The sequence below is a fragment of the Gillisia hiemivivida genome (assembly GCF_007997295.1).
Classification (GTDB): Bacteria; Bacteroidota; Bacteroidia; order Flavobacteriales; family Flavobacteriaceae; genus Gillisia; species Gillisia hiemivivida.
This window is the reverse complement of sequence record NZ_VORY01000003.1, coordinates 222,660-244,916: the sequence shown is the minus strand read 5'-3', so window position 1 is coordinate 244,916 and position 22,257 is coordinate 222,660. Positions and strand designations below refer to the sequence as shown.

Genomic DNA, 22,257 nt, shown 5'->3' with positions numbered 1-22,257 from the left:
TTTATAAAATTTCTGGGTTCAAAATCTTTTTAAGTGATCTTGGTTTGTATTCTTTGGCAATGTCAGCAATGGCTTTGATATGTGCCGGAGTGGTTCCGCAACAACCGCCTAAGATATTCACCAAACCTTTCTCTAAATATTCACGGATTTGCTCTGCCATTATCTCCGGAGTTTCATCGTATTCTCCAAAGGTATTCGGTAATCCTGCGTTTGGATAAGCAGAGATCCCAAAATCGCTTTTTCGAGCCAATTCTTCTAAATGGGGAGTGAGTTGATTTGCACCAAGCGCACAGTTAAAACCTACACTCAACAAATTCATATGTGAAATTGAAATCAGAAAAGCTTCGGCAGTTTGCCCGGAAAGTGTTCTCCCGGAGGCATCTGTAATTGTCCCGCTTATCATTACAGGAATTTCAGAATTTAGCTCCTCTTTTAATTCATCTATAGCGAATAAAGCCGCTTTTGCATTAAGCGTATCAAAAACTGTTTCAATTAAAAGAACATCTACTCCACCATCAATCAAGGCACGTGCTTGAAGTTTATAGGCAACTAATAATTGTTCAAATGAGATAGCTCTATATCCAGGATCGTTAACATCTGGAGACATACTAGCAGTTTTATTAGTTGGCCCAATTGCACCGGCTACAAATCTAGGTTTTGATGGATCTTCCAAAGTGAGCTCTACAGCAACTTTTTTTGCGATCCTGGCCGATTCATAATTTAACTCATAGACCAATTCCTCCATGCCGTAATCTGCCATGGCAATGGTGGTTCCGGAAAAAGTATTGGTCTCTACGATATCTGCTCCCGCCAGAAAATACTTCCTGTGGATCTCCTCGATTGCATGAGGCTGAGTAAGCGATAAAAGATCATTATTCCCTTTTAGCGATCTTGGCCAATCGGCAAAACGCGATCCACGAAAGTCTTCTTCAGAGAATTTATATTCTTGAAGCATGGTGCCCATTGCACCATCGAGGATTAATATTTTTTTGGAAAGGGTCTCTTCTAATTTTGACATATTATAAAGTATATATGTATCAAAAAAGAGGAGTGAAAAGAATTCTTTTTGTTATCTATCCACGCCAGAGCGCGGTAGAATGTAGCACCTTCTCCAAAAGGAGGGTTGCCAAGGTCTCATAGGGTCTTATCCCTCCACCTTTCTTGATAACGTTTTTAAATAAAATTAAGAACTTAAGTTTTGTAAATATACGCTTAGTTTGCGCATTTCAAAGGACAACTTATTAATTAACCTCAGCTAATTTCTTCGCCATTTAATTTAATTCCATAGGTAATTGTTGCTGCCTTTTCTAACATTTTTGAAACTGAACAATATTTTTCCATGGATAACTGTACGGCTCTTTTAACCTTAGCTGCAGGTACATCTCCTCTCAAAATAAAGTCTAACTGAATTTTTTTGAAAACATTTGGAATAGCACCCTCTTCACGGAAACCTTCCACTTCTACCTGCAAATCTTCAAGCTCATGCTGTTGCTTCTTCAAGATCATTACAACATCTATACTACTACAACCCGCAATTCCTCTCAGAATTAGATCCATTGGGCTAGAGCCTTTTGGTTCTTCTTCAGATTTGTTATCTAAAAGCACAATATCTCCTCGTTCGTTTTTAGTTTCGAAAAGATAGTTGTTGTTCAGTCGTTTTAAATTGATCTTCATCTATTGTATTTTTCGGCTAATTTAGTTAAATCCGCGAGAATTCCTCTGGCGGCTACGCCAGTTCCTGCAGCAGCCCCTTGAATTACTATAGGAAATTGCCCATGAGATTCTGTGTAGATCTCAAAAGAAGCTTCCGCATTCTTTAGACTTCCAAAAGCTGTATTTGTTTTTTCCTTTACCAATTTCACTTCTAGGCTACCCGTGATCACATCCAGCTCTCCAATATGTCTTAACACCTCATCCGGCTTTAATTCATCCTTCAGGTCATCGAATTCTAAATTGAGATCGCTCAGGTTATCTTTAAAATGTGAAACTGAACTTCGTCCATTTAAATGCTTTGGCACTAAACTTTCGATGTTCACATCTGAAAGTTCTTTTTTCATGTGTAATTCCCTTGCCAAGACTAACAATTTTTCAGCTACATCATTTCCAGAAAGGTCTATTCTAGGATCTCTCTCTGTAAGTCCTTTTATTCCAGCTTCCGCCAACAAAGAATCGAACATTTTATTTTGTTGCGAAAATTGATTGAAAATATAACTTAGCGATCCAGAAAACACTCCTCTTACCTTGGTTACTTTTTCACCTGAAGCATGCAGCCTTTGCAGGGTTTGTATTATTGGTAATCCCGCACCCACGTTAGTTTCATATAAAAACTCCGTTTTATTTTTCTTGAGTTGTTTCCTTAAATTATTATAGAAAACATTGGATAACGTGTTAGCCGATTTATTAGACGCCACAATATCATATCCGTTCTTTATGAAAGTAGAATAATTTTGCACAAACTCTTTACTAGCTGTTGCATCTACAATGATCACGTTCTTATAAGCTTCTTTTTTTATGTATTTTAAAACAGTATCTACTGTATAAGGAACACCAAAATATTTAAAATCGGTTCTCCAAGCTGGACGCACACATTTCTCTTCATAAAATGCCGAAGAAGAGTTTACTATTACCGGTATATTAATTTCTAGTTTGCTTTTATTTTTAAGTTGTTCTCTAGCTTCCAAGATCTGATTGATCAAGGCGCTTCCAACATTACCGACTCCGAAGAGTATTATATGAATCTTTTTCATAATTCCATTTAATAGGTTTTGACTGTTTTCAAAAACTCAGCCAAGTGTGACTTTAATTTTAAAATTTTCTTTCTAAACTGAATACTTTAACTTAAGTTTTAGAAAGAAAAAATCCCTTTGGAAAAATTACCAGAGGGATCTTTAGAATTAAACTATAAACTAGTTTAAAATCTAAAATTTCTGATAATTGAAAGTGGTGCGATACATGCGCATATAAATATTGCAATGTTTACTAATACACATGATATTTGGTTTACTTATTTTCCTCTTAAGTTCCATTCTCTAATTTCAATTTATTGTAACAAAAAAGCCGCTGCGGTGGCAGCGGCTTTGGTAATTCTTATATCTTAAGTTTTACGCAAAAGCAGCTGCTGTAGGGGTTTCCCACATTAACTTATACATATTACGAATCACTTTATTCATTGTCTTGTTTGAAAGCACAAAGTTAAGGACAGAAGATGTTAAAAACCAAGTTAAATATGAAAAAATTTCCACCTTTAATTTATAATAACTCCATCAATATTTTGCTTCAGTTAAAGCTTGTTCCAGATCTTTTATTATATCATCCACATGTTCTAATCCTACAGAAATACGAATGAGTCCATCTGTAATTCCAGATTCCAGTCGATCTGATTTTAATAATTTACTGTGTGTGGTAGAAGCCGGATGAGTCAATATGCTTCTGGTATCTCCTAAATTTGCCGATATCGAGCATAATTTGATAGCATCTATAAATTTTCGTCCGGCATCGAGTCCTTTTTTAATCTCAAAAGCAATTACATTTCCCCCTAGTTTCATTTGCTTTTTGGCAATTTCATATTGGGGATGCGACTTTAAAAATGGGTATTTCACATTTGTTACGGAAGAATTATTTTCAAGGAACTCAGCAACCTTAAGCGCATTTTCGCAATGTTTTTCTAGACGCACTGGTAATGTTTCCAAACTTTTAGACAATATCCAAGCATTGAAAGGAGACATTGATGGGCCGGTATTCCTTGAGAACAAATATATTTCCCTAATTAGGTCTGCTCTTCCCACAGTAACCCCACCTAAGACTCTGCCTTGACCATCTATTAATTTTGTTGCAGAGTGAATTACAAGATCTGCCCCAAATACTATTGGATTTTGAAGATATGGGGTTGCAAAGCAATTATCTATGATCAAGATAAGGTTATGCTTTCTGGCAATCTCACATAGTTTTTCTAGATCTAGAATATCTACTCCAGGGTTTGTTGGCGATTCCGCAAATAAAATTTTAGTCTCAGGTTTTATAAGGTTTTCAATCTTGTCCAGTTCATCTATCTTGAAATAACTATGTGAAATATTCCATTTAGGAAAATATTGAGAAAACAAGCTGTGTGTAGATCCAAATAAGGATTTACAAGCAACAATATGGTCACCACTATTTAACAAAGCAGCCAAACTAGAAAACACCGCTGCCATTCCTGAAGCAAAAGCAAATCCAGCTTCTGCTTGTTCCATTATCACCATTTTATCTATAAACTCAGAGGTATTCGGATTGGAATATCTGCTATAAATATTTCGTTCTTTCTCTTCAGCAAAAGACGCGCGCATATCTTCTGAATCTTCGAAAACATAACTTGATGTTAAGTATAAAGGAACAGAATGTTCTAAATATTGGGTTCTAGCTGCTTGTGTCCTGATAGCCGTAGTTTCTATATGTTTATTTTCCATTTTCAGTGAATTATATACATTCAAGTTTTTCTGAGATCTTTAAAAGATCAGACAATACTCCTCTTGAAGTCACTGCTGCGCCTGCTCCAGCGCCTTGAATAACAATTGGCCTATTCCCATAAGACTTCGTATATATTTCAAAAGAAGCATCGGCTTCCTGTAAACTTCCAAAGGGAGAACTTCTTTTTTCTGTTACCAATTTCACTTCTAATTCTCCGCTGGCTACGTCTAACTCTCCAATATGCCTTAAAACCTCATCCGACTTTAATTTTGATCTCCGTTCTTCGAAATTTAAGTTTAGTTCTTGTTGATTCTCGATAAAATGAGAAATTGAACTCTTTCCATTGAGATGATTAGGAACCAGGCTTTCTATTCTAACTTCAGAAAGTTCTTTAAGGATATTTATTTCTCTGGCAAGGATCAACAATTTTCTCCCCACATCTTTCCCTGAAAGATCTATTCTGGGGTCTGGCTCTGTAAGTCCTCTAGTTCTAGCATCCTCCAAAACTTCAGAAAATGATTTGTTATTGTTAGAAAATGTATTAAAAATATAACTTAAGGACCCTGAGAAGATCCCTCTTATTTTAGTTATCTCTTCGCCCGCTAAATGTAGATCTTGCACTGTTTTAATTACCGGTAGTCCTGCTCCCACATTGGTTTCATAAAGGAATTGTTTATTGTGCTTTTTTAATTCAATTCTTAACTCCTTATAGAATTTATCAGACAACGTATTAGCTGTTTTATTGGCGGCAACTATATGAAATCCATTTCTTATGAGCTCCTTATAATTTTTAACGAAATCTTCACTTGCAGTAGCATCTACTGCGATTAAATTGGTGAGTTTCTCCTTTTTAACATGATTTAAAATATGAGACAATTTATAAGGATATCCATAGGTTTTAAAATCTGCCTCCCAAGAGTTGTTTATGGTATTATTATTATAAAAGGCAATTTTAGAATTTACCAAAACCGCGATATTAATTTCTAACTGAGAAGAATTTAAAATTTTGGATCGGGCTTCCAATATCTGATTTATTAAGGCACTCCCTACATTACCTACTCCGAAGAGTACTATGTTTATTTTTTTCATTTTGTTTGTTACTAGTGTTGAATATTGGATTTAAAAATGATGCTACTTGAGAATTCTCAATTAGAAAAGCATCATGCCCATGTATAGATCTAATTTCATCAATACTTATATTTTCTTTGATAAGAGACAGATTTACATAAGTATCCCAATTCTCATTGGCTGTAAACAAGCCATCAGAATTAATTGTAATTATATGAATATCTCCAGTTATCTTTGATGCCGCACTTAAATGATCTCCACTACCCAAACTTATATCTGAAGTAGAAAGCAAATGATTCATTAGTTTGTAAGCTGCCAATTGATATCTATTTTCTAGTTTTTTACCATGGTGCTCCAACCAGCCTTCAATATTTCCGGTTCCATTTTTATGGTTTTGGGTTGAATTGAATTTCGAGATGAAAGATTCCGGACTTCTATAAATTGTCATTGCATGCATTCTGGCATCTGCAACCGGATTTACAGAATTATTTAAGATCTGGTCCTGCACCTTACACTGTGCCTTTACCCATTGTGAAGATTTATAATCTGCTGCTACTGGAATTATATGTTCAAAAAGATCTGGATCTAAAACTGCCTGTTCCCATAACAAAGCCCCACCTATAGAACCACCAATTCCTGCAAATATCTTGGAGATCCCTAATTGTTTTAAGGCTTCAGAATAAATCTTAGCTATATCCCTAAGCGTAAACTCTTTATAATTTAATATTAGCTGAGACTCCTCTCCATCAAAACCATTCCCGGGATTATTAAATGCCAGAACGGTATACTCTAGAAGATCGATGCTTTTATCAACCCCAATTACTTCTTTCCACCAACCATTTTTTCCTGTTACTGCTGAATTTCCAGTGAGTGCATGATTCACCAGAACTATTGGCGCAGTTCCTAGTTCCCTACCAAAAGTTTGATATGTCAACTGGAGCTCCTGAATGGTTCCTGCATTATTCTTAAATTCTGAAATGTATATCTTATGAAGCATTACTACCTATTTTTAAGTTTTATCAATAATGAATAACAATCGGAAATCACGCATTAGGATTTGTTCATCCCGATTGTCTTCATCAATCAACACATTATTTTAAAACCTTTTTGCCAATCTTGGAAAACGCTTGTTTTAAGTCAGATTTAAGATCTTCCAGATCCTCCAATCCTACAGAAAGTCTAATGAGATCTTTGGTAACTCCCGTAGCCTCCTGTTGTTCGTCACTTAGTTGCTGATGAGTTGTACTGGCGGGGTGAATTATTAAGGATTTAGTATCTCCAATATTAGCCAGCAGTGAGAAAATTGTTGTTTCATCTGCAATAACTTTTGCCGAATCAAAACCGCCTTCCACTCCAAAAGTCACAACCCCACTTTGCCCCTTTGGCAGATACTGCTGGGCAAGTTCATAATATTCACTATTTTCAAGTCCAGGATAATTCACCCATTTCACCTGGTCTTGCTCCTGTAGCCATTTTGCCAAAGCCAAAGCATTTTCGCTGTGTTTTTTAATCCTAATCTCTAAGGTTTCCAATCCCTGAATGATCTGGAAGGCATTGAAAGGACTTAATACCGCACCATGATCTCGCAATCCTTCTATTCTTACTTTTGCAATAAAAGCTGCTTCCTTTAAAGCATCGTGATAAACAAGACCATGGTATCCTGCGGAAGGTTCTGTAAATTCAGGAAATTTCCCATTGGCCCAATCAAATTTTCCGGCATCAATAATTACACCTCCAAGAGAAGTCCCGTTCCCGTTGATATATTTAGTAAGGGAATGAATTACAATATCTGCCCCGTGCTGGATTGGATTTAAAAGTGAAGGTGTTGCAACTGTATTATCTACTATTAAAGGAACTTTAAACTCTTTAGCATAGGTAGAAATAGCTTTGATATCCAGAACATCTAACTTGGGATTACCAAGAGATTCTATAAAAAACACTCTAGTATTCTCTTTGGCCGCTTTTTGAAAATTTTCTGGATCAGATGGGTCTACAAAAGTGGTAGTGATCCCAAATCTTGGTAAGGTTACATTTAGAAGATTGTAAGTTCCTCCATAAAGACTACTAGATGCTACTATATGGTCTCCAGATCTTAACAAAGTAAGTAAAGTAGTATTGATAGCTGCAGTTCCAGAGGCCGTTACCACCGCTCCAATTCCACCCTCTAACGTGGCTAAGCGTTGCTCGAGAATATCGTTGGTTGGATTGTTAATTCTGGTGTAAATAAATCCCGGCTCTGCCAACGAAAATAGGTTAGCCGCATGATCTGAATTTTTAAAAACATAGGAGGTGGTTTGATACAATGGAACAGCTCTGGTTCCTCCGTTGATAGTTACATCGTGACCTGCGTGCAGTGCGTTTGTTGCGAATTGTTGTGTGCTCATAATTTTTGTTTTAAAGGTTTATTTTGAATTATTCTAATGATCTTAATTTTGCTGAAATAAAAAAATCCCTCTGGCAAGTTTGCCAGAGGGATTTAGGAATTGAACTATATAAAACTAATTTACATCCTGAATTTTTGGCAATAGCGGCTTGTTGCGTACATCATACACATTTGCATCTTACAGCACATTATGGTAATTATTGAGAAAGTTGTTTTCATTTTAATTTGTTAGGGCTGAAATCTTTCAAGCCTTTTTAATTATTATTTGTTTTGAATTATATAAACAAAAAAAGCCGCTGCGGTTGGCAGCGGCTTTTGCAATTCTTATAAGTTAAGTTTTATGCAATAGTGAACGCTGCGGGTTGCCCCAACATCATCATACACATATTACACATTACTTGATTCATTTTGTTAAAATCTAGATACAAATTTAACGACAGAATTTTTTATAAACCAAATTTAATCTCAATTATTTTTTATAAAACTCACTTAAACCACTAAAAGTCAATGCTCAGAGCGTGATTTATTTTTTTGCGCTAAGGATTGAGCGTTTGTTTAAGCTCTCCCGAACTTTTTCTCGGGAAGCGAGTCGCGAAAGCCTGCCGTGAGCCCGCCTGAACTCTCGGGCAGGCCTTTTGGCGAAGCGGAGCGCTCAACAAATATCAAAAAAGAAGTTAAAGGATGACGGCATTCAATCTAATTTTATACATTTGCGCCTTACGATTACAGGGAATGATTTGACTGATTGCTACCCTTAAAAAATGCTAAAGCAGTGTAAACTCCGCTAGCAATTCCCGTCAAATATTTTCTTACTTACTAATTAAAAAGACAAGAATGGCGTATTTATTCACTTCAGAGAGTGTATCTGAAGGACACCCAGATAAAATAGCTGACCAAATCAGTGATACATTACTAGACAATTTTTTAGCTTTTGATGAGAATTCCAAGGTTGCCTGTGAAACACTCGTAACTACTGGACAAGTTGTTTTGGCTGGAGAAGTAAAAAGCAACACGTATATAGATGTACAAAATATTGCCCGAGAGGTAATTAACGATATAGGTTATACCAAAGGAGCTTACAAGTTTAGCGGGGATTCTTGCGGTGTAATTTCTTTGATCCATGAACAATCTCAGGACATTAACCAAGGGGTAGATCGTGGGGAAAAAGAGGAACAAGGTGCTGGTGACCAAGGTATGATGTTTGGTTACGCAACCAACGAGACTGAAAATTACATGCCTTTGGCATTAGATATTTCTCACAAGATCTTAATTGAATTGGCAAAGTTACGCCGAGAAGAAAAAGAAATCACCTATTTAAGACCCGATTCTAAAAGTCAGGTAACTATTGAATATAGTGACGAGAATGTGCCACAACGTATAGAAGCCATCGTGATCTCTACTCAACATGATGAGTTTGATGAAGATGATGATGCGATGTTGAGCAAGATCAAGAAGGACATGAAGGAAATTTTGATTCCGCGTGTAATAAAACTATTCCCTCAATATGTTCAGGAATTATTCAATGATAAAATTACGTACCATATTAATCCAACCGGAAAGTTTGTTATTGGAGGCCCACATGGGGATTCTGGGCTTACTGGAAGAAAGATCATCGTAGACACCTATGGTGGAAAAGGAGCTCACGGAGGTGGCGCCTTTTCTGGAAAAGATCCAAGTAAGGTAGATAGATCTGCCGCATACGCAGCAAGACATATCGCTAAAAATTTGGTTGCAGCGGGAGTTGCAGATGAAGTTTTAATTCAAGTTTCGTACGCCATTGGAGTTGTTAAACCAACTTCTATTTCTGTAGACACTTATGGCACTTCTAAAGTGAAACTTTCTAATGGAGAGATCGCAAAAAAAGTGGCCGAGATCTTTGATATGAGACCTGCAAGCATTGAGAATAGGTTGAAGCTAAGAAATCCTATCTATAGAGAGACTGCCGCTTATGGGCATATGGGGAAAGAACCTAGGACTATCACCAAAATTTTTGAAAGTCCATATTCTGGAAAGATCACGAGAGAAGTGGAGCTTTTCACTTGGGAAAAATTAGATTATGTAGATAAAGTAAAAGAGGCTTTTGAATTAAATTAATTCAAAATTTTTAACTTATATATCAGAAAAGATCACTAGAAATAGTGGTCTTTTTTGTTTTCTGAAAAATTCTTCGGAAATCTTTAACAAGGAACAGCCTATTAAAACCCTAATTTTAAGATTCAAAAAAAACCTTAACTATGTCGCTCTTCGGAAAAGTAAAAAATACGATCAATCTTTTAAAGTCGGTAGATTTAAATCAGCTGGCGAAAATTAGTGAAACCATAGATCTCCCTGAAGCAATGGATGCTTTAGGAAATCTTGATGAACGCCAATTGAAAGGCCTCATGAAAATGCTGAAAACCAAAAAGAAAAAAGGTCAACATAACCTCCCTCCTATCGATGGTGATTTTTATAATTTAGATCTAAAACTTTCTCCAGAGCAGCGCGAGCTTCAGCTAGAAGTTCGTAATTTCATGGAAGATGAAGTAAAACCACTGGTAAATGATCATTGGAACAGAGCAAAATTTCCGTTTGAGATCATAGAAAAATTCAAAAAACTAAATATAGCTGGTATTCCTTATGAAGGATATGGCTGTCCTAATTTGCCTTTCTTAATGGAAGGGGTCATCGCACAGGAAATGGCTCGAGTAGATGTTTCTATTTCTACGTTTTTCGGAGTTCATAGTGGACTCGCAATGGGATCTATCTATCTATGTGGAAGCGAAGAGCAAAAACAAGAATGGCTGCCACAAATGCAAAAATTAGAGAAGATTGGCGCATTTGGATTGACTGAACCGAATGTAGGATCCGGGGTTTCTCAAGGTATGGAAACAACCTGTAAATTTGACGGGGAGAATTGGATCTTGAACGGACAAAAGAAATGGATTGGAAATGCCACTTTTGCCGATGTAATTATTATCTGGGCACGAGATGAAGATTCTAATAAAGTAAAAGGGTTTATACTTAGAAAAGATAATCCAGGTTTTGTCGCTGAAAAGATGAAAGACAAGATGGCATTGAGAATTGTTCAAAATGCACTTATTACGTTGACAGATTGTAGCATCCCGGAAAGTGACCGCTTGCAAAATGCTAATTCCTTTAGGGATACCGCCAAAGTTTTGAAAATGACCCGTGCAGGAGTTGCTTGGCAAGCAGTTGGCTGTGCGCGTGGAGCTTATGAAAGTGCTTTGAAATACTCCAAGAAAAGGGAGCAATTTGGAAGGCCTATTGCTTCCTATCAGCTAATTCAAAATCATTTGGTAGAGATGCTTTCCAACTTAACGGCGATGCAAACTATGGTTTTTAGACTTTCTGAATTACAAGATCAAGAACTCCTTACAGATGAACATGCCTCTTTAGCTAAAGTATATTGCAGCATGCGCACGCGAGACGTAGTAAGCAGAGCTCGAGAAGTATTAGGTGGAAATGGAATTCTACTGGAACATGATGTTGCCCGATTTGTTGCCGATGCTGAAGCTATTTATAGCTATGAAGGGACCAAAGAAATAAATACACTTATAGTAGGACGTGCCATTACCGGTTATAGTGCCTTCGTGAATTAAAAAATTAAAAGATGTCAGTCTTATTGATATTTCCTGGAAGGGATCCTAAAGTTTGGGTAAATGCTATTAAGAAAGAACAGCCTAATGTTAAGTTGTATGTATATCCAGAAGAGCATAATCCACAGGAAATAACTTACGCAGTAACTTGGAAACATCCAAAAGGAATGTTTAACAAGTATTCTAATTTAGAGGTGATTGCTTCTATTGGTGCGGGTGTAGATCATATTATTTGCGATCCCGAGATTCCTAAAAACGCTCTTATTACTCGAATAATAGACGAGCAACTTACTAAGGATATGAGCACTTTCGTGCTAGCTTTAGTATTAGATAAGATCAGAAATATATCATTGCACCACAGTGAGAAAATTTGGGATCCACAAGCCTACCATACTGTAGACGAAGAAAATATTGGCATCATGGGTCTTGGAGTACTTGGAAAATCCGCAGCTTTAACCTTATCTAAAAACGGATTCAAGGTTTCCGGCTGGTCTAAAACTCAAAAGCAAATTGATGGCGTGAGCACCTATCACGGAGAAAGAGGTTTAAACGATTTCCTTAAAAATACTAGTATTCTTATCTGTTTGTTACCCTTAACTTCAGTAACGGAAAACATTCTAAATAAAGAATTATTTGAAAAATTACCTAAAGGCGCTTACCTTATAAATATTGCCCGAGGAGAGCACTTGGTAGAACATGATCTTTTAGAAATGCTTGATACCGGACAACTTTCTGGAGCAAGTTTAGATGTTTTTAGAACAGAGCCTTTGCCGGAGGAACATCCTTTTTGGAAGCATCCCAAAGTGCATATCTCTCCTCACATTGCCAGTGTTACAGATCCCAAGAAAGTAGCGCATCAACTAATGGAGAATTATATGCGGCTAAGGAACAACGAACCTTTAAGAAATGTAGTCGACTTGAAAAATGAATATTAAAAAATAAGTTATGAATACAGTATTTAAAAATATCATGGTTGCGGTAGATTTTAATGATGCCGTCGGGAAATTATTAGGTTATGCTGAAGCGCTAGCTTTGCAATTCGACGCTAAAATATGGGTGGTTCATGTAGCAGATCCCCATCCAGATTTTGTGGGTTATGAACCCGGACCTCAATACATAAGAGATTTTAGAGCAGATGAATTAAGAGAAGAACATAAAAAGCTACAGGCAATCACCAATATGTTTCTTGATAAAAAAATAGAATCTGCTGCCCTTCTAATTCAAGGTTCAACCGTAGAAACAGTTCTAAATGAAGCAAAAAAGCTACAGGCAGATCTCCTAATAGTAGGGAATCACAAACATAGTTTCCTGCACAACTTATTATCTGAAAGTGTTTCGCTGGAGCTCTTAAAAAATGGGAACATTCCACTACTGACTATTCCAATAAATGAAGATTAATTTTCCTCTTTTACTACACTTACTGTAACCAACAATTGTCCTATATGCCGTTGGGTATGTTCTGCAGCATGAAAGATCAAACCGATTACAGAAGAAGGTAATTGTTTTCTACCTACCCCCCGAAATTCGGTGAAACTAGCAACTGGGATGGTTTTCAACTTTTCGAGTATTTCCTCAATTTTTTTATCGAATTCAGCTATCAACATTTCTGAAGAAACATTGCTGTTAGGCACAGCTTCAATTTTCAAGTATTCTAATTGCTTTTCCGTTAGACTCAAACCTTCAGCATAGCTGAATAATCTATCTAAAACCCCAGTGAGATGTTGCAAATGAAATCCTACCGAAGCTCTTCCTGCAGGCTTTTCCCAGAGTAGAGATTCTTTAAAATCCAACATATATTTCTTCAGTTCAAGTTTAGACTGCAGCAATGAATGAACAATTGGTTGCAAAAGATCTGGAGTGCCTTCAACTTTACCTCTAAGCCAATATTCGGGAAGATCTTTATCTTTCATAGTTTAAAAATATTAAGATTATGTAAAAATAAAAGAAATGGTATCTTTAACTATCCTTATAAAAAATAAATATGATTCAAAAATTATTGCTCACACTAGCTTTAGTATTACTCTCTGCCACCACATTCTCACAGGAAAAAGACAAAAAAGATAAATGGGATGTTTCCAATCCTTATACCAAAGATTGGAAGATCAATGAGGTTCCCTTAAATACAGATGAAGGTACCTGGATGAATTTGGATGTGAGTCCAGATGGCAGCAAGATAGTATTCGATCTTTTAGGAGATATTTTTAGCATGCCAATTTCAGGCGGAAAAGCTGAGCTATTAAGATCGGGAATGCCTTATGAAGTGCAACCAAGATTTAGCCCAGATGGATCTAAGATCTTATTTACCAGTGATGCTGGAGGTGGAGACAATATTTGGATCATGGATGCTGAAGGAAAAAACGCAAAACAACTTACCACCGAAGAATTTCGACTCTTAAATAACGCAGTTTGGACGGCAGATGGAAATTCCATAATTGCCAGAAAACACTTTACCTCCGGACGTTCCTTAGGAGCAGGAGAAATGTGGCAATATCATATTGCAGGAACTGCAGGGCTTCAATTAACCGAAAGAAAGAACGATCAGCAGGATGTGAATGAACCTAGCACTTCCCCAGATGGTCGCTATTTGTATTATAGTGAAGATATGTATCCTGGAGGGAATTTTCAGTATAACAAAGATCCCAACAAACAGATCTATGTTATAAAACGTTATGATCTTGAAACAGGAGAAACTCTTACAATTACAGGAGGTTCCGGTGGAGCTGCACGACCTCAGATTTCCCGAGATGGTACAAAATTGGCTTTTATTAAAAGAGTGCGTACCAAGACTGTTTTGTATGTGCATGATCTAAAAACAGGTGAAGAACGACCTGTTTATGACAACCTAAGTAAAGACCAGCAAGAGGCTTGGGCTATTTTTGGAGTATATCCTGGATTTAGCTGGATGCCGAACAATAAAGAAGTGGTGATCTGGAGTGAAGGAAAAATAAAACGCATTAATGTGGAAACTTCTGAAGTAAAAGAAATCCCTTTCAATGCTGAAACAACTATAAAAATAGCTGAAGCTCATCATTCCAGTCCGAAGGTATTTTCTGAGAATTTCACCGCGAAAGCTATTAGAAATGCAGTGACTTCTCCAAGTGGAAAAACATTGGTTTTTCACGGATTAGGATTTCTTTGGAAAAAAGAACTTCCAAATGGAAAACCTCAACGCTTGACTAAGGATACAGATTTCGAATTTGATCCTTCTTTTTCTACAGATGGAAAGACTATTATCTACGTAACCTGGGACGATCAAAACAAAGGAAGTATTAAAAAAGTAAGCCTTTCGGGAGGAAACCCGGTAGCATTAACTTCAGAAAAAGGAATCTATAGAAACCCATCTTTCTCCAGAAATGGAGATAAAATAGTGTACACCAAGGAGTCTGGAAACACAGATCTAGGCGAAACATTTACCAAGGAGCCAGGAATATATTTGATGAATGGCGACGGGAAGAATTCAGAAAAAATAAATAAAGAAGGAGATTTTCCTGTTTTCAATAAAGATGATTCCAGAATTATCTTTCAAACTGGCGGATACCTTTTTGGCGATCTTACCAAGAGTTTAAAAAGTATAGACCTGAATGGTGAGGATGAACGTGTACATTTCAATTCGAAATACGCAAACAGATTGATCCCTAGTCCAGATAATAAATGGATCGTGTTTTCAAATTTACATAAAGCCTATGTGGCGCCTTTTGTAATGACAGGGAAGCCTATAGATCTGGACGGAAAATCCAAAGCCTTTCCGGTAACTCAGATCACAAAAGATGCAGGAATCAATTTGCATTGGTCTAATAATAGCGACAAAGTTCACTGGACCTTAGGAGACGAATATTTTACAAATGAAATAGACCAGAAATTTACATTTTTAGAAACTTCACCAGACTCTATTTCAGCAATAACAGAGATTGGCTTAAAAATAGGTTTACTAGCAAAGACAGATGTTCCAAAAGGGCAAATTGCCTTTACCAACGTGCGTATAATTACTATGGAAGGTGATAGTGTAATTGAAAATGGAACTATTGTAGTAAACGAAAATAAAATTGTCGCACTTGGAAATGCTAATGATATTGAAGTTCCTAAAAACGCAAAAACTTACGATCTAACAGGAAAGACCATCATGCCTGGAATTGTAGATGCACATGCTCATATTGGAGCCTTTAGATATGGAATTAGCCCAAAGAAACACTGGCCGCTTTATGCAAACCTTGCCTTTGGTGTTACCACTGCCCATGATCCATCTGCATTAAGTGAAACGGTATTTGGAATGGCAGAAATGATCAAGAACGGAGAAATGGTTGGACCGAGATTGTTTTCTACAGGGATCATAATCTATGGTGCCGATGGCGATTTTAAAGCAGACATCAACAGTTTGGAAGATGCAAGATCTGCACTTAGAAGAACTAAAGCCTTTGGTGCAAATTCTATAAAAAGTTATAATCAGCCAAGAAGAGAGCAACGTCAACAAGTGATGCAGGCTGCCAAAGAATTAGATCTAAATGTGGTTCCTGAAGGAGGAAGTACTTTTTTCCATAATATGAGTATGATCATAGATGGCCATACAGGGATTGAACATAATATTCCCGTAGCGCCGGTTTATAAAGATGTGCTCACACTTTGGGGAAATAGTAATACAGGCTATACCCCTACTCTTATTGTAAATTATGGTGGAATCAACGGAGAATTTTACTGGTATGAGAAATCGAATGTTTGGGAAAATGAAAAGTTATTGACCTTCACTCCACGTTTCATTGTAGATTCCAGATCTAGACGTAGAGAGATGCTTCCACAAGAAGAATATGACAATGGTCCCATTTTAGTTTCTGAAACTGCAAAAGTATTAAGCGATAAAGGTGTAAAGGTAAATCTTGGAGCACACGGGCAACTACAAGGCCTTGGAGCACACTGGGAACTGTGGTTACTACAAATGGGTGGAATGAGCAATATGGAAGCTTTGAGAACCGCAACAATTAACGGAGCAGAGTACCTTGGAATGGGTAATGAAATAGGATCTTTAAAAGTTGGAAAATTGGCCGATATGATAGTTCTGGATAAAAATCCATTGGAAGATATCCAAAATTCAAATACAGTTGAATTTACTATGGTTAACGGACGTTTATTTGATTCTGCTACCATGAATGAAGTTGGGAACAATCCGAAGGAAAGAAATGAATTTTACTGGGAGAATAATAATTACAATCAAGCATTTCCTTGGCACGAGAGCAGTCAAAGTTTTACTGCACCTGGTTGTACTTGCCAATCTACTCACAACTAAAATCTTTATTTTTATAAATGAGAAGAGTTAAACTATACAATCCATTTAAAACTCAGAGGATCGATGAGAAATTTATTCGGGAGCATCTGGCTTTGGAGCGGACGAAATTAGCGAATGAGCGAACATTGCTTTCCTACATTCGCTCTTCCTTGTATCTTTTTATTGGGGGACTAGCTATTTTACAGATCAAGGAATATGAACATGTACAATGGTTAGGATATCTTTCTCTATTTATATGTGTAATTTTTATATCTATTGGAATCTACCGATATATTCATTTGAACAGAAAACTTCGGAGACTTTTACAGCCAGATGTTGAAGATAAATCTTAAAAAGAAAAGTTTGAACCCGATCTTTAACTATTACTAGTCTCCAATTGATATTGCAATCTATTGTCCATTATTCACTTCATTTTCTCGCCATAGGTGCTATTGCTTATTGGTATGATAAGGAGCAATGGAAACGAAACTGGCTAATTCTGGTTCTCACTATGTTGGTAGATTTAGACCATGTTTTTGCCACACCTCTTTTTGATCCCAATCGGTGTGGAATTGGCTATCATCCGTTACATTCTGAAATTGCAATTTTGGGATATATTCTTGGTGTTTTGCTTATCAAGAATAAACTTTTTAAACTAATATTTATTGGATTATTATTTCATATGATTACAGACAGCATAGATTGTATCTGGATGTTTTCAGATTGTAACGATTGTTATTTACGATCTGAAATTTATAAGACGGTACAGTTTTTCAGAAAATAAAAAGACCCTAAAACTTTTGCGTTAGGGCCTTTTCGATTATGCCTTCTTGTTGAGGTAGGCTAATTCTTCTTCTTTTAGTAACCGAGATCTAATGATAAAGCGCTTTCCTAATGGGATTTCCAAAGAAAAACTTGCTCCCCGACCATTGGTTAGATCAACGGTAAGATGAGTATGCTTCCAATATTCAAATTGATCATGGCTCATATAAAATGGAATTCCAGCAACCTCACCTAACCAAATATCATTATCATCTATATAAAAATCTTCCTTGGGTAATAACATAGGAGAAGAGCCATCACAACATCCACCGCTTTGATGAAAAATCAGTTCACCATGTTGCTGCTTCAGTTGTTCTACTATTTCTTCAGCCTCCTCTGTAATTTCAACCCGATTAAATTCCATAGTATATTTATTTTCTAAAAGAAACCTAGTTTCTTCTTATCGTAAGAGATTAGCATGTTTTTAGTTTGTCTGTAATGATTTAGCATCATTAAGTGATTCTCACGACCAAAACCGGATTTTTTATATCCTCCAAATGGAGCATGTGCTGGATAATCATGGTAACAATTCACCCATACTCTTCCTGCCTTAATAGCACGAGGTATTTGATAAAGTTGATGCGCATCTCTTGTCCAGACTCCTGCTCCCAAACCATATAGAGTATCATTAGCTATTTCAATGGCTTCGGCTTCATCTTTAAAGGTACAAACTGCAAGTACAGGTCCGAAGATCTCTTCTTGAAAAACCCTCATTTTGTTATGTCCTTTTAAAATAGTTGGTTGTATATAGAATCCATTAGAAAGGTCTCCGTCTAATTTTTTAGCTCCTCCTCCTGTTAGAACCTCAGCACCTTCTTCTTTCCCTATTTCTATATAAGATAAGATCTTTTCATGCTGATCATTGGAAGCCTGAGCTCCCATCATGGTGTTCATATCAAATGGGTCTCCCATTTTTATAGCTTCAGTTCTGGCAATTACTTTTTCAATAAAGGCATCATAGATATCTTCCTGAATTAACAACCTGGATGGAGCGGTGCATACTTCTCCTTGATTAAAGGCAAACAATACAGCACCTTCAATACATTTATCCAGAAAATCATCATCATGATCCATGATGCTGCTAAAAAAGACATTCGGAGATTTTCCTCCCAATTCCATTGTAACCGGATTCAAATTCTTAGAAGCATATTGCATTATTAACTGTCCGGTAGTGGTTTCCCCAGTAAATGCTACTTTATCTACCTTGCCACTAGAAGCTAAGGGTTTCCCTGCTTCTGGTCCAAAACCATGGATCACATTAAAAACACCTGGAGGTAAAAGATCACCTATCCTTTCAGCAAGAAAAGTTGCAGAGGCAGGTGTTTGTTCAGCAGGTTTTAAAACCACACAGTTTCCTGAGGCCAAAGCAGGAGCCACTTTCCAGGCAAGCATTAGAAGTGGAAAATTCCAAGGAATTATCTGCGCAACAACACCCAGAGGTTCTCTGATAATTAAAGAAACTGTATTCTCATTAAGTTCTGTTGCAGATCCTTCTTCAGCTCTAATTACAGAAGCAAAATACCTGAAGTGATCTACTGCCAAAGGGACATCAGCATTTACGGTCTCGCGAATTGCCTTTCCGTTATCTGCAGTTTCCATCTGTGCAAATTCATTTAGATTTGCTTCAATAACATCGGCTATCTTCATCAAAATTGCGGATCTTTCTCCTACAGAAGTTTTTCCCCAAGCATCTTTAGCATTATTAGCCGCTTCAATTGCCTTTTTAACAACACTTTCTTTAGATCTTGGATATTTGGCCAATAACATATTATCTATTGGAGAATGATTATCAAAATACTCCCCGTCATCTGGAGCTTCAAATTTTCCATTTATAAAATTCCCGTATTTTTCTTTGAACTTTGGCTTTGAATAATTCATATAGTCTTTTATTATAATTTATTGATTATAAATTTCTATATTTAAACTAATAAATAATTGAACTTTTCTACTTTAGACTATTACATTTCTATCAATTTCTTAATTTTTGAATGTCTTGAATACAAATTTGTCAAAATATAAGAGTTCTAGAAAGCTAAATACTTTTATAGAAAATAGAACTATTTATAGTGCAAATCATGCAGAGCTCAATGTTTTTGAAACTCAACAAGCTGCTGAAAAGGTAGATCTTCAGTTCGGCTTTCCAATTATTGCCAGCATGCTTACCGGTAAAAAAGTAATGCATCTTAAGAATAAGGATGCATTTGAGTTTTTTCCGGGAGAATCTGTGGTTTTACCAGCCAATGAAAAAATGATCATAGATTTCCCGTTGGCAAGTATTGAAAAACCAACCCAGTGTTTGGCTTTAGGAATAGATCCTGATAAAATCAAAGAGACTGTTGCTTTATTTAATGAGAATAGCCGAATAGAATTTGAAAACGATGCTCATAATTTTGACGCTAAATCCATTCATCTGCACAACAACGAACAGGTTCAATTTGTGTTGGAAAGGATCTTTCAAACCTTTTTAAGCGGGAATAAAGCAAAAGATGTGTTGGTAGATCTTATGGTAAAGGAGCTAATTATTCGATTGCTTCAAACCAAAGCTAAATTGATGTTAGTAGATAATACCACCTTATTCGATAATAATAGAATGGCATTTATAGTGAAATATATGAGAGATCATCTCACTGAAAATATTTCAGTAGATAAACTGGCGGATAAAGCCTGCATGAGTACTTCAAATTTTTATAGAACCTTTAGAAATACTTTGGGTGAATCTCCAATAGATTATTTAAATGCAGAGCGCATTAAATTTGCAAAACGATTGATACAGAATACCAATTGGAAATTTGCAGATATTGCCTTTAAATCTGGCTTTAATAATATTAGCTATTTCAACAGACAGTTTAAAAGATTGGAGAAGATCACTCCAAATCAATATCGCAGTTTATTCAATTCCAGTTATAAGAATCAAGTGTTTTCTTAACTCCTTAATTTCCTGCTGCGGTAGTTGCTAAATTATCTAACGCAGTCGAAATTTGTTCCAATTCCTCTTGATTCCCCTCCAGATTATATCTTTGTTGTAGGTAAAAAGGATCATTATAGGAGATCTTCACCACAGCATTTTCATCTTCCCAAACCAATATCTTTTGAGGGAGATCGAGTCCTATAGTTTGTTTGTTTTGCATTAAGGGTGAGCCAAGATTAGGGTTTCCAAAAATAATGATCTTTGTTGGTCTTAATTCCAATCCTACATTAGCCGCATTTGCCTGATGGTCTAATTGAGCAACAATACTTAAATTTTCATTTGAAGCGATAGCATTTTCTAAGGCATTGTATGTAGATTCAAAACCTTGAACACTTTCAACAGTGATAATACCTTCTTTAGATTCTGCTGTTAGATCTGTAGCTCGTTTAATTTCTGAAGAAGTAGCAGCTTTCGTTAAGTTCTCCAAAGCAGTAGAAATTTGTGATAAGGTGGTAACTCCTTGAAGATCGTGTCTGGATTCTAAATAAGGAACGCTATTAAATAGCGCATATACTGTGTTTGCTGAGTTTTGGAAGAATAATACCTTTTGTGGCAGATCTAAACCAGCCAACTGATTTTTCTGCATCAATGGAGTTCCCAAAACTGGATTTCCAAAGAACACAATTTTCGTAGGATTAAGAACACGCCCTACAGATCTTGCATTTGCTGCATGATCCACTTCTGCAACTATTGTGATGGCTTCATTAGCATTAAGAGAATCTATAAAGACGGAATAAGTGTTAGCAAAATTATTTTTGCTTTCAGAATACTTTGTGCCGTTTATATTTATTTCTTCAGAAGAAAGAAGAACATCTCCTGGATCATCATTATTACAGGAGTTTAATATAAGCAGCAAGCTAAAAAAAGATATAGTTTTAGTCATGACTAATATAGAATTTCAATTAATATATGCCATTAACTATCTTAAATCTTCAACTTTATAATTCTTTAACCAATAATGTTAATTATGTTTGAATGAAGAAACAAAAATAATGCATGGCCAGAATAATTCTAATCAACTATTTTTAGCCTAAAACTTGTATCTTTATAGTCTTTGAATTAATTTCATCGTCCTCAAAAAATAACCAGTCATAAAGAGTTAAATATGCACGTAGCCATTGCGGGAAATATAGGGTCTGGTAAAACCACCCTCACAAAATTATTAGCAAAACATTATAAATGGGAACCACAATACGAAGATGTTCTTGAAAATCCTTATCTCGAGGATTTTTATAATAAAATGGAGCGTTGGTCCTTTAACCTTCAAATATATTTCCTTAATACTCGGTTTAGACAGATCCTACAAATAAGAGAAAGTGGTCAAAAGATTATTCAAGACAGGACCATTTATGAAGACGCTCATATTTTTGCACCTAACCTTCATGCAATGGGATTGATGCCAAACAGGGATTTTGAAAATTACCGATCACTTTTCGACCTAATGGAAGGTTTGGTGGAAGGCCCTAATCTTCTTATATATCTAAGAAGCAGCATCCCAAATTTGGTTGCGCAAATACATAAACGAGGTAGAGAGTATGAAAATTCTATCTCTATTGATTATCTTAGTAGACTGAATGAACGTTATGAAGCTTGGGTCCATACGTATGATAAAGGGAACTTGCTCATTATAGATGTAGATAATATAAATTTTGTAGATAATCCGGAGGATTTAGGAGATATAATTAGCAAAATTGATGCTCAATTGCACGGGTTATTTTAAATT

General features: G+C 36.2%; 20 protein-coding genes and 1 riboswitch. Of the genes, 9 read left to right on the top strand and 11 right to left on the bottom strand.

The window, feature by feature from the left end; translation table 11 throughout:
• Position 1: 1 nt before the first annotated feature.
• The 7 genes from ES724_RS05205 to ES724_RS05175 all read right to left on the bottom strand — a co-directional run bounded on the left by ES724_RS05205 (position 2) and on the right by ES724_RS05175 (position 7,895).
• Positions 2-1,018 carry a homocysteine S-methyltransferase family protein gene (locus tag ES724_RS05205; RefSeq protein WP_146930480.1) on the bottom strand — a complete coding sequence of 339 codons (1,017 nt, stop codon included), beginning with the start codon at positions 1,016-1,018 and terminating at the stop codon, positions 2-4.
• A gap of 48 nt (positions 1,019-1,066) precedes the next feature.
• Positions 1,067-1,171: riboswitch (SAM riboswitch) on the bottom strand.
• An 80-nt stretch (positions 1,172-1,251) separates the two neighbouring features.
• On the bottom strand, positions 1,252-1,674 hold the full coding sequence (locus ES724_RS05200) for an OsmC family protein (RefSeq protein WP_146930477.1): 423 nt from the start codon (positions 1,672-1,674) through the stop codon (positions 1,252-1,254).
• Positions 1,671-2,747 (bottom strand): homoserine dehydrogenase family protein, encoded by a 1,077-nt coding sequence (locus ES724_RS05195; RefSeq protein WP_146930474.1) that lies wholly within the window; start codon positions 2,745-2,747, stop codon positions 1,671-1,673. The genes ES724_RS05200 and ES724_RS05195 overlap by 4 nt, the downstream gene beginning before the upstream one ends.
• 516 nt (positions 2,748-3,263) lie before the next feature.
• The gene (locus ES724_RS05190) at positions 3,264-4,442 is read right to left on the bottom strand and encodes a trans-sulfuration enzyme family protein (protein ID WP_146930471.1); all 1,179 of its coding nucleotides are present in this window, start codon (positions 4,440-4,442) and stop codon (positions 3,264-3,266) included.
• Between the two features lie 10 nt (positions 4,443-4,452).
• Entirely contained in the window at positions 4,453-5,532 is a 1,080-nt protein-coding gene (locus ES724_RS05185; RefSeq protein ID WP_146930468.1) for a homoserine dehydrogenase family protein, read from the bottom strand.
• A complete protein-coding gene (locus ES724_RS05180; protein WP_146930465.1) occupies positions 5,495-6,508 on the bottom strand; it encodes an alpha/beta fold hydrolase in 1,014 nt (337 codons plus the stop codon). The genes ES724_RS05185 and ES724_RS05180 overlap by 38 nt, the downstream gene beginning before the upstream one ends.
• A gap of 94 nt (positions 6,509-6,602) precedes the next feature.
• Positions 6,603-7,895, bottom strand: a complete 1,293-nt coding sequence (locus ES724_RS05175; protein ID WP_146930462.1) for an O-acetylhomoserine aminocarboxypropyltransferase/cysteine synthase family protein — start codon at positions 7,893-7,895, stop codon at positions 6,603-6,605.
• 833 nt (positions 7,896-8,728) lie between these two features.
• Between ES724_RS05175 and metK the strand changes: the two genes are divergently transcribed.
• The 4 genes from metK (at position 8,729) to ES724_RS05155 (ending at position 12,888) form a co-directional block, all read left to right on the top strand.
• On the top strand, positions 8,729-9,988 hold the full coding sequence (gene metK, locus ES724_RS05170) for a methionine adenosyltransferase (RefSeq protein WP_146930459.1): 1,260 nt from the start codon (positions 8,729-8,731) through the stop codon (positions 9,986-9,988).
• Positions 9,989-10,128: 140 nt separating this feature from the next.
• Positions 10,129-11,493: an acyl-CoA dehydrogenase family protein gene (locus tag ES724_RS05165; protein ID WP_146930457.1), complete on the top strand. Its 1,365-nt coding sequence runs from the start codon at positions 10,129-10,131 to the stop codon at positions 11,491-11,493.
• 11 nt (positions 11,494-11,504) lie between these two features.
• Positions 11,505-12,425 carry a 2-hydroxyacid dehydrogenase gene (locus ES724_RS05160; RefSeq protein WP_146930454.1) on the top strand — a complete coding sequence of 307 codons (921 nt, stop codon included), beginning with the start codon at positions 11,505-11,507 and terminating at the stop codon, positions 12,423-12,425.
• A gap of 10 nt (positions 12,426-12,435) precedes the next feature.
• Positions 12,436-12,888, top strand: a complete 453-nt coding sequence (locus ES724_RS05155) for a universal stress protein (protein WP_146930451.1) — start codon at positions 12,436-12,438, stop codon at positions 12,886-12,888.
• Here ES724_RS05155 and ES724_RS05150 read toward each other — a convergent pair.
• Positions 12,885-13,400, bottom strand: coding sequence for a DinB family protein (locus ES724_RS05150; RefSeq protein WP_146930448.1), 516 nt, complete (start codon positions 13,398-13,400; stop codon positions 12,885-12,887). The genes ES724_RS05155 and ES724_RS05150 overlap by 4 nt on opposite strands.
• A 71-nt stretch (positions 13,401-13,471) precedes the next feature.
• Between ES724_RS05150 and ES724_RS05145 the strand changes: the two genes are divergently transcribed.
• The 3 genes from ES724_RS05145 to ES724_RS05135 are packed head-to-tail and all read left to right on the top strand — an operon-like array spanning position 13,472 to position 17,528.
• Positions 13,472-16,765 (top strand): amidohydrolase family protein, encoded by a 3,294-nt coding sequence (locus tag ES724_RS05145; RefSeq protein WP_146930445.1) that lies wholly within the window; start codon positions 13,472-13,474, stop codon positions 16,763-16,765.
• Between the two features lie 17 nt (positions 16,766-16,782).
• The gene (locus tag ES724_RS05140; RefSeq protein WP_026837593.1) at positions 16,783-17,097 is read left to right on the top strand and encodes a DUF202 domain-containing protein; all 315 of its coding nucleotides are present in this window, start codon (positions 16,783-16,785) and stop codon (positions 17,095-17,097) included.
• A gap of 50 nt (positions 17,098-17,147) precedes the next feature.
• A complete protein-coding gene (locus tag ES724_RS05135; RefSeq protein WP_394345068.1) occupies positions 17,148-17,528 on the top strand; it encodes a DUF6122 family protein in 381 nt (126 codons plus the stop codon).
• A 36-nt stretch (positions 17,529-17,564) separates the two neighbouring features.
• Here ES724_RS05135 and ES724_RS05130 read toward each other — a convergent pair whose 3' ends face one another.
• Together ES724_RS05130 and ES724_RS05125 are read right to left on the bottom strand one after the other, a co-directional pair.
• Positions 17,565-17,930: a DUF779 domain-containing protein gene (locus ES724_RS05130; RefSeq protein WP_146930442.1), complete on the bottom strand. Its 366-nt coding sequence runs from the start codon at positions 17,928-17,930 to the stop codon at positions 17,565-17,567.
• Between the two features lie 14 nt (positions 17,931-17,944).
• The gene (locus tag ES724_RS05125; RefSeq protein WP_146930439.1) at positions 17,945-19,444 is read right to left on the bottom strand and encodes an aldehyde dehydrogenase family protein; all 1,500 of its coding nucleotides are present in this window, start codon (positions 19,442-19,444) and stop codon (positions 17,945-17,947) included.
• 127 nt (positions 19,445-19,571) lie between these two features.
• Between ES724_RS05125 and ES724_RS05120 the strand changes: the two genes are divergently transcribed.
• Positions 19,572-20,492: an AraC family transcriptional regulator gene (locus ES724_RS05120; protein WP_317129748.1), complete on the top strand. Its 921-nt coding sequence runs from the start codon at positions 19,572-19,574 to the stop codon at positions 20,490-20,492.
• Between the two features lie 4 nt (positions 20,493-20,496).
• Here ES724_RS05120 and ES724_RS05115 read toward each other — a convergent pair whose 3' ends face one another.
• The gene (locus ES724_RS05115) at positions 20,497-21,417 is read right to left on the bottom strand and encodes a DUF302 domain-containing protein (protein ID WP_146930434.1); all 921 of its coding nucleotides are present in this window, start codon (positions 21,415-21,417) and stop codon (positions 20,497-20,499) included.
• A gap of 222 nt (positions 21,418-21,639) precedes the next feature.
• On the opposite strand from ES724_RS05115, the gene ES724_RS05110 reads away from it, so the two are divergent.
• Positions 21,640-22,254: a deoxynucleoside kinase gene (locus ES724_RS05110; RefSeq protein WP_146930431.1), complete on the top strand. Its 615-nt coding sequence runs from the start codon at positions 21,640-21,642 to the stop codon at positions 22,252-22,254.
• The last annotated feature ends 3 nt before the right edge of the window (positions 22,255-22,257 follow it).

Bases quoted from the DNA above. Each gene is read 5' to 3' on its own strand.
- ES724_RS05110 (WP_146930431.1), top strand. From the start codon at position 21,640: ATGCACGTAGCCATTGCGGGAAATATAGGGTCTGGTAAAACCACCCTC.
- metK (WP_146930459.1), top strand. From the start codon at position 8,729: ATGGCGTATTTATTCACTTCAGAGAGTGTATCTGAAGGACACCCAGAT.
- ES724_RS05155 (WP_146930451.1), top strand. From the start codon at position 12,436: ATGAATACAGTATTTAAAAATATCATGGTTGCGGTAGATTTTAATGAT.
- ES724_RS05180 (WP_146930465.1), bottom strand. From the start codon at position 6,508: ATGCTTCATAAGATATACATTTCAGAATTTAAGAATAATGCAGGAACC.
- ES724_RS05200 (WP_146930477.1), bottom strand. From the start codon at position 1,674: ATGAAGATCAATTTAAAACGACTGAACAACAACTATCTTTTCGAAACT.
- ES724_RS05205 (WP_146930480.1), bottom strand. From the start codon at position 1,018: ATGTCAAAATTAGAAGAGACCCTTTCCAAAAAAATATTAATCCTCGAT.
- ES724_RS05140 (WP_026837593.1), top strand. From the start codon at position 16,783: ATGAGAAGAGTTAAACTATACAATCCATTTAAAACTCAGAGGATCGAT.
- ES724_RS05185 (WP_146930468.1), bottom strand. From the start codon at position 5,532: ATGAAAAAAATAAACATAGTACTCTTCGGAGTAGGTAATGTAGGGAGT.
- ES724_RS05130 (WP_146930442.1), bottom strand. From the start codon at position 17,930: ATGGAATTTAATCGGGTTGAAATTACAGAGGAGGCTGAAGAAATAGTA.
- ES724_RS05190 (WP_146930471.1), bottom strand. From the start codon at position 4,442: ATGGAAAATAAACATATAGAAACTACGGCTATCAGGACACAAGCAGCT.
- ES724_RS05195 (WP_146930474.1), bottom strand. From the start codon at position 2,747: ATGAAAAAGATTCATATAATACTCTTCGGAGTCGGTAATGTTGGAAGC.
- ES724_RS05145 (WP_146930445.1), top strand. From the start codon at position 13,472: ATGATTCAAAAATTATTGCTCACACTAGCTTTAGTATTACTCTCTGCC.
- ES724_RS05160 (WP_146930454.1), top strand. From the start codon at position 11,505: ATGTCAGTCTTATTGATATTTCCTGGAAGGGATCCTAAAGTTTGGGTA.
- ES724_RS05150 (WP_146930448.1), bottom strand. From the start codon at position 13,400: ATGAAAGATAAAGATCTTCCCGAATATTGGCTTAGAGGTAAAGTTGAA.
- ES724_RS05165 (WP_146930457.1), top strand. From the start codon at position 10,129: ATGTCGCTCTTCGGAAAAGTAAAAAATACGATCAATCTTTTAAAGTCG.
- ES724_RS05125 (WP_146930439.1), bottom strand. From the start codon at position 19,444: ATGAATTATTCAAAGCCAAAGTTCAAAGAAAAATACGGGAATTTTATA.
- ES724_RS05115 (WP_146930434.1), bottom strand. From the start codon at position 21,417: ATGACTAAAACTATATCTTTTTTTAGCTTGCTGCTTATATTAAACTCC.
- ES724_RS05175 (WP_146930462.1), bottom strand. From the start codon at position 7,895: ATGAGCACACAACAATTCGCAACAAACGCACTGCACGCAGGTCACGAT.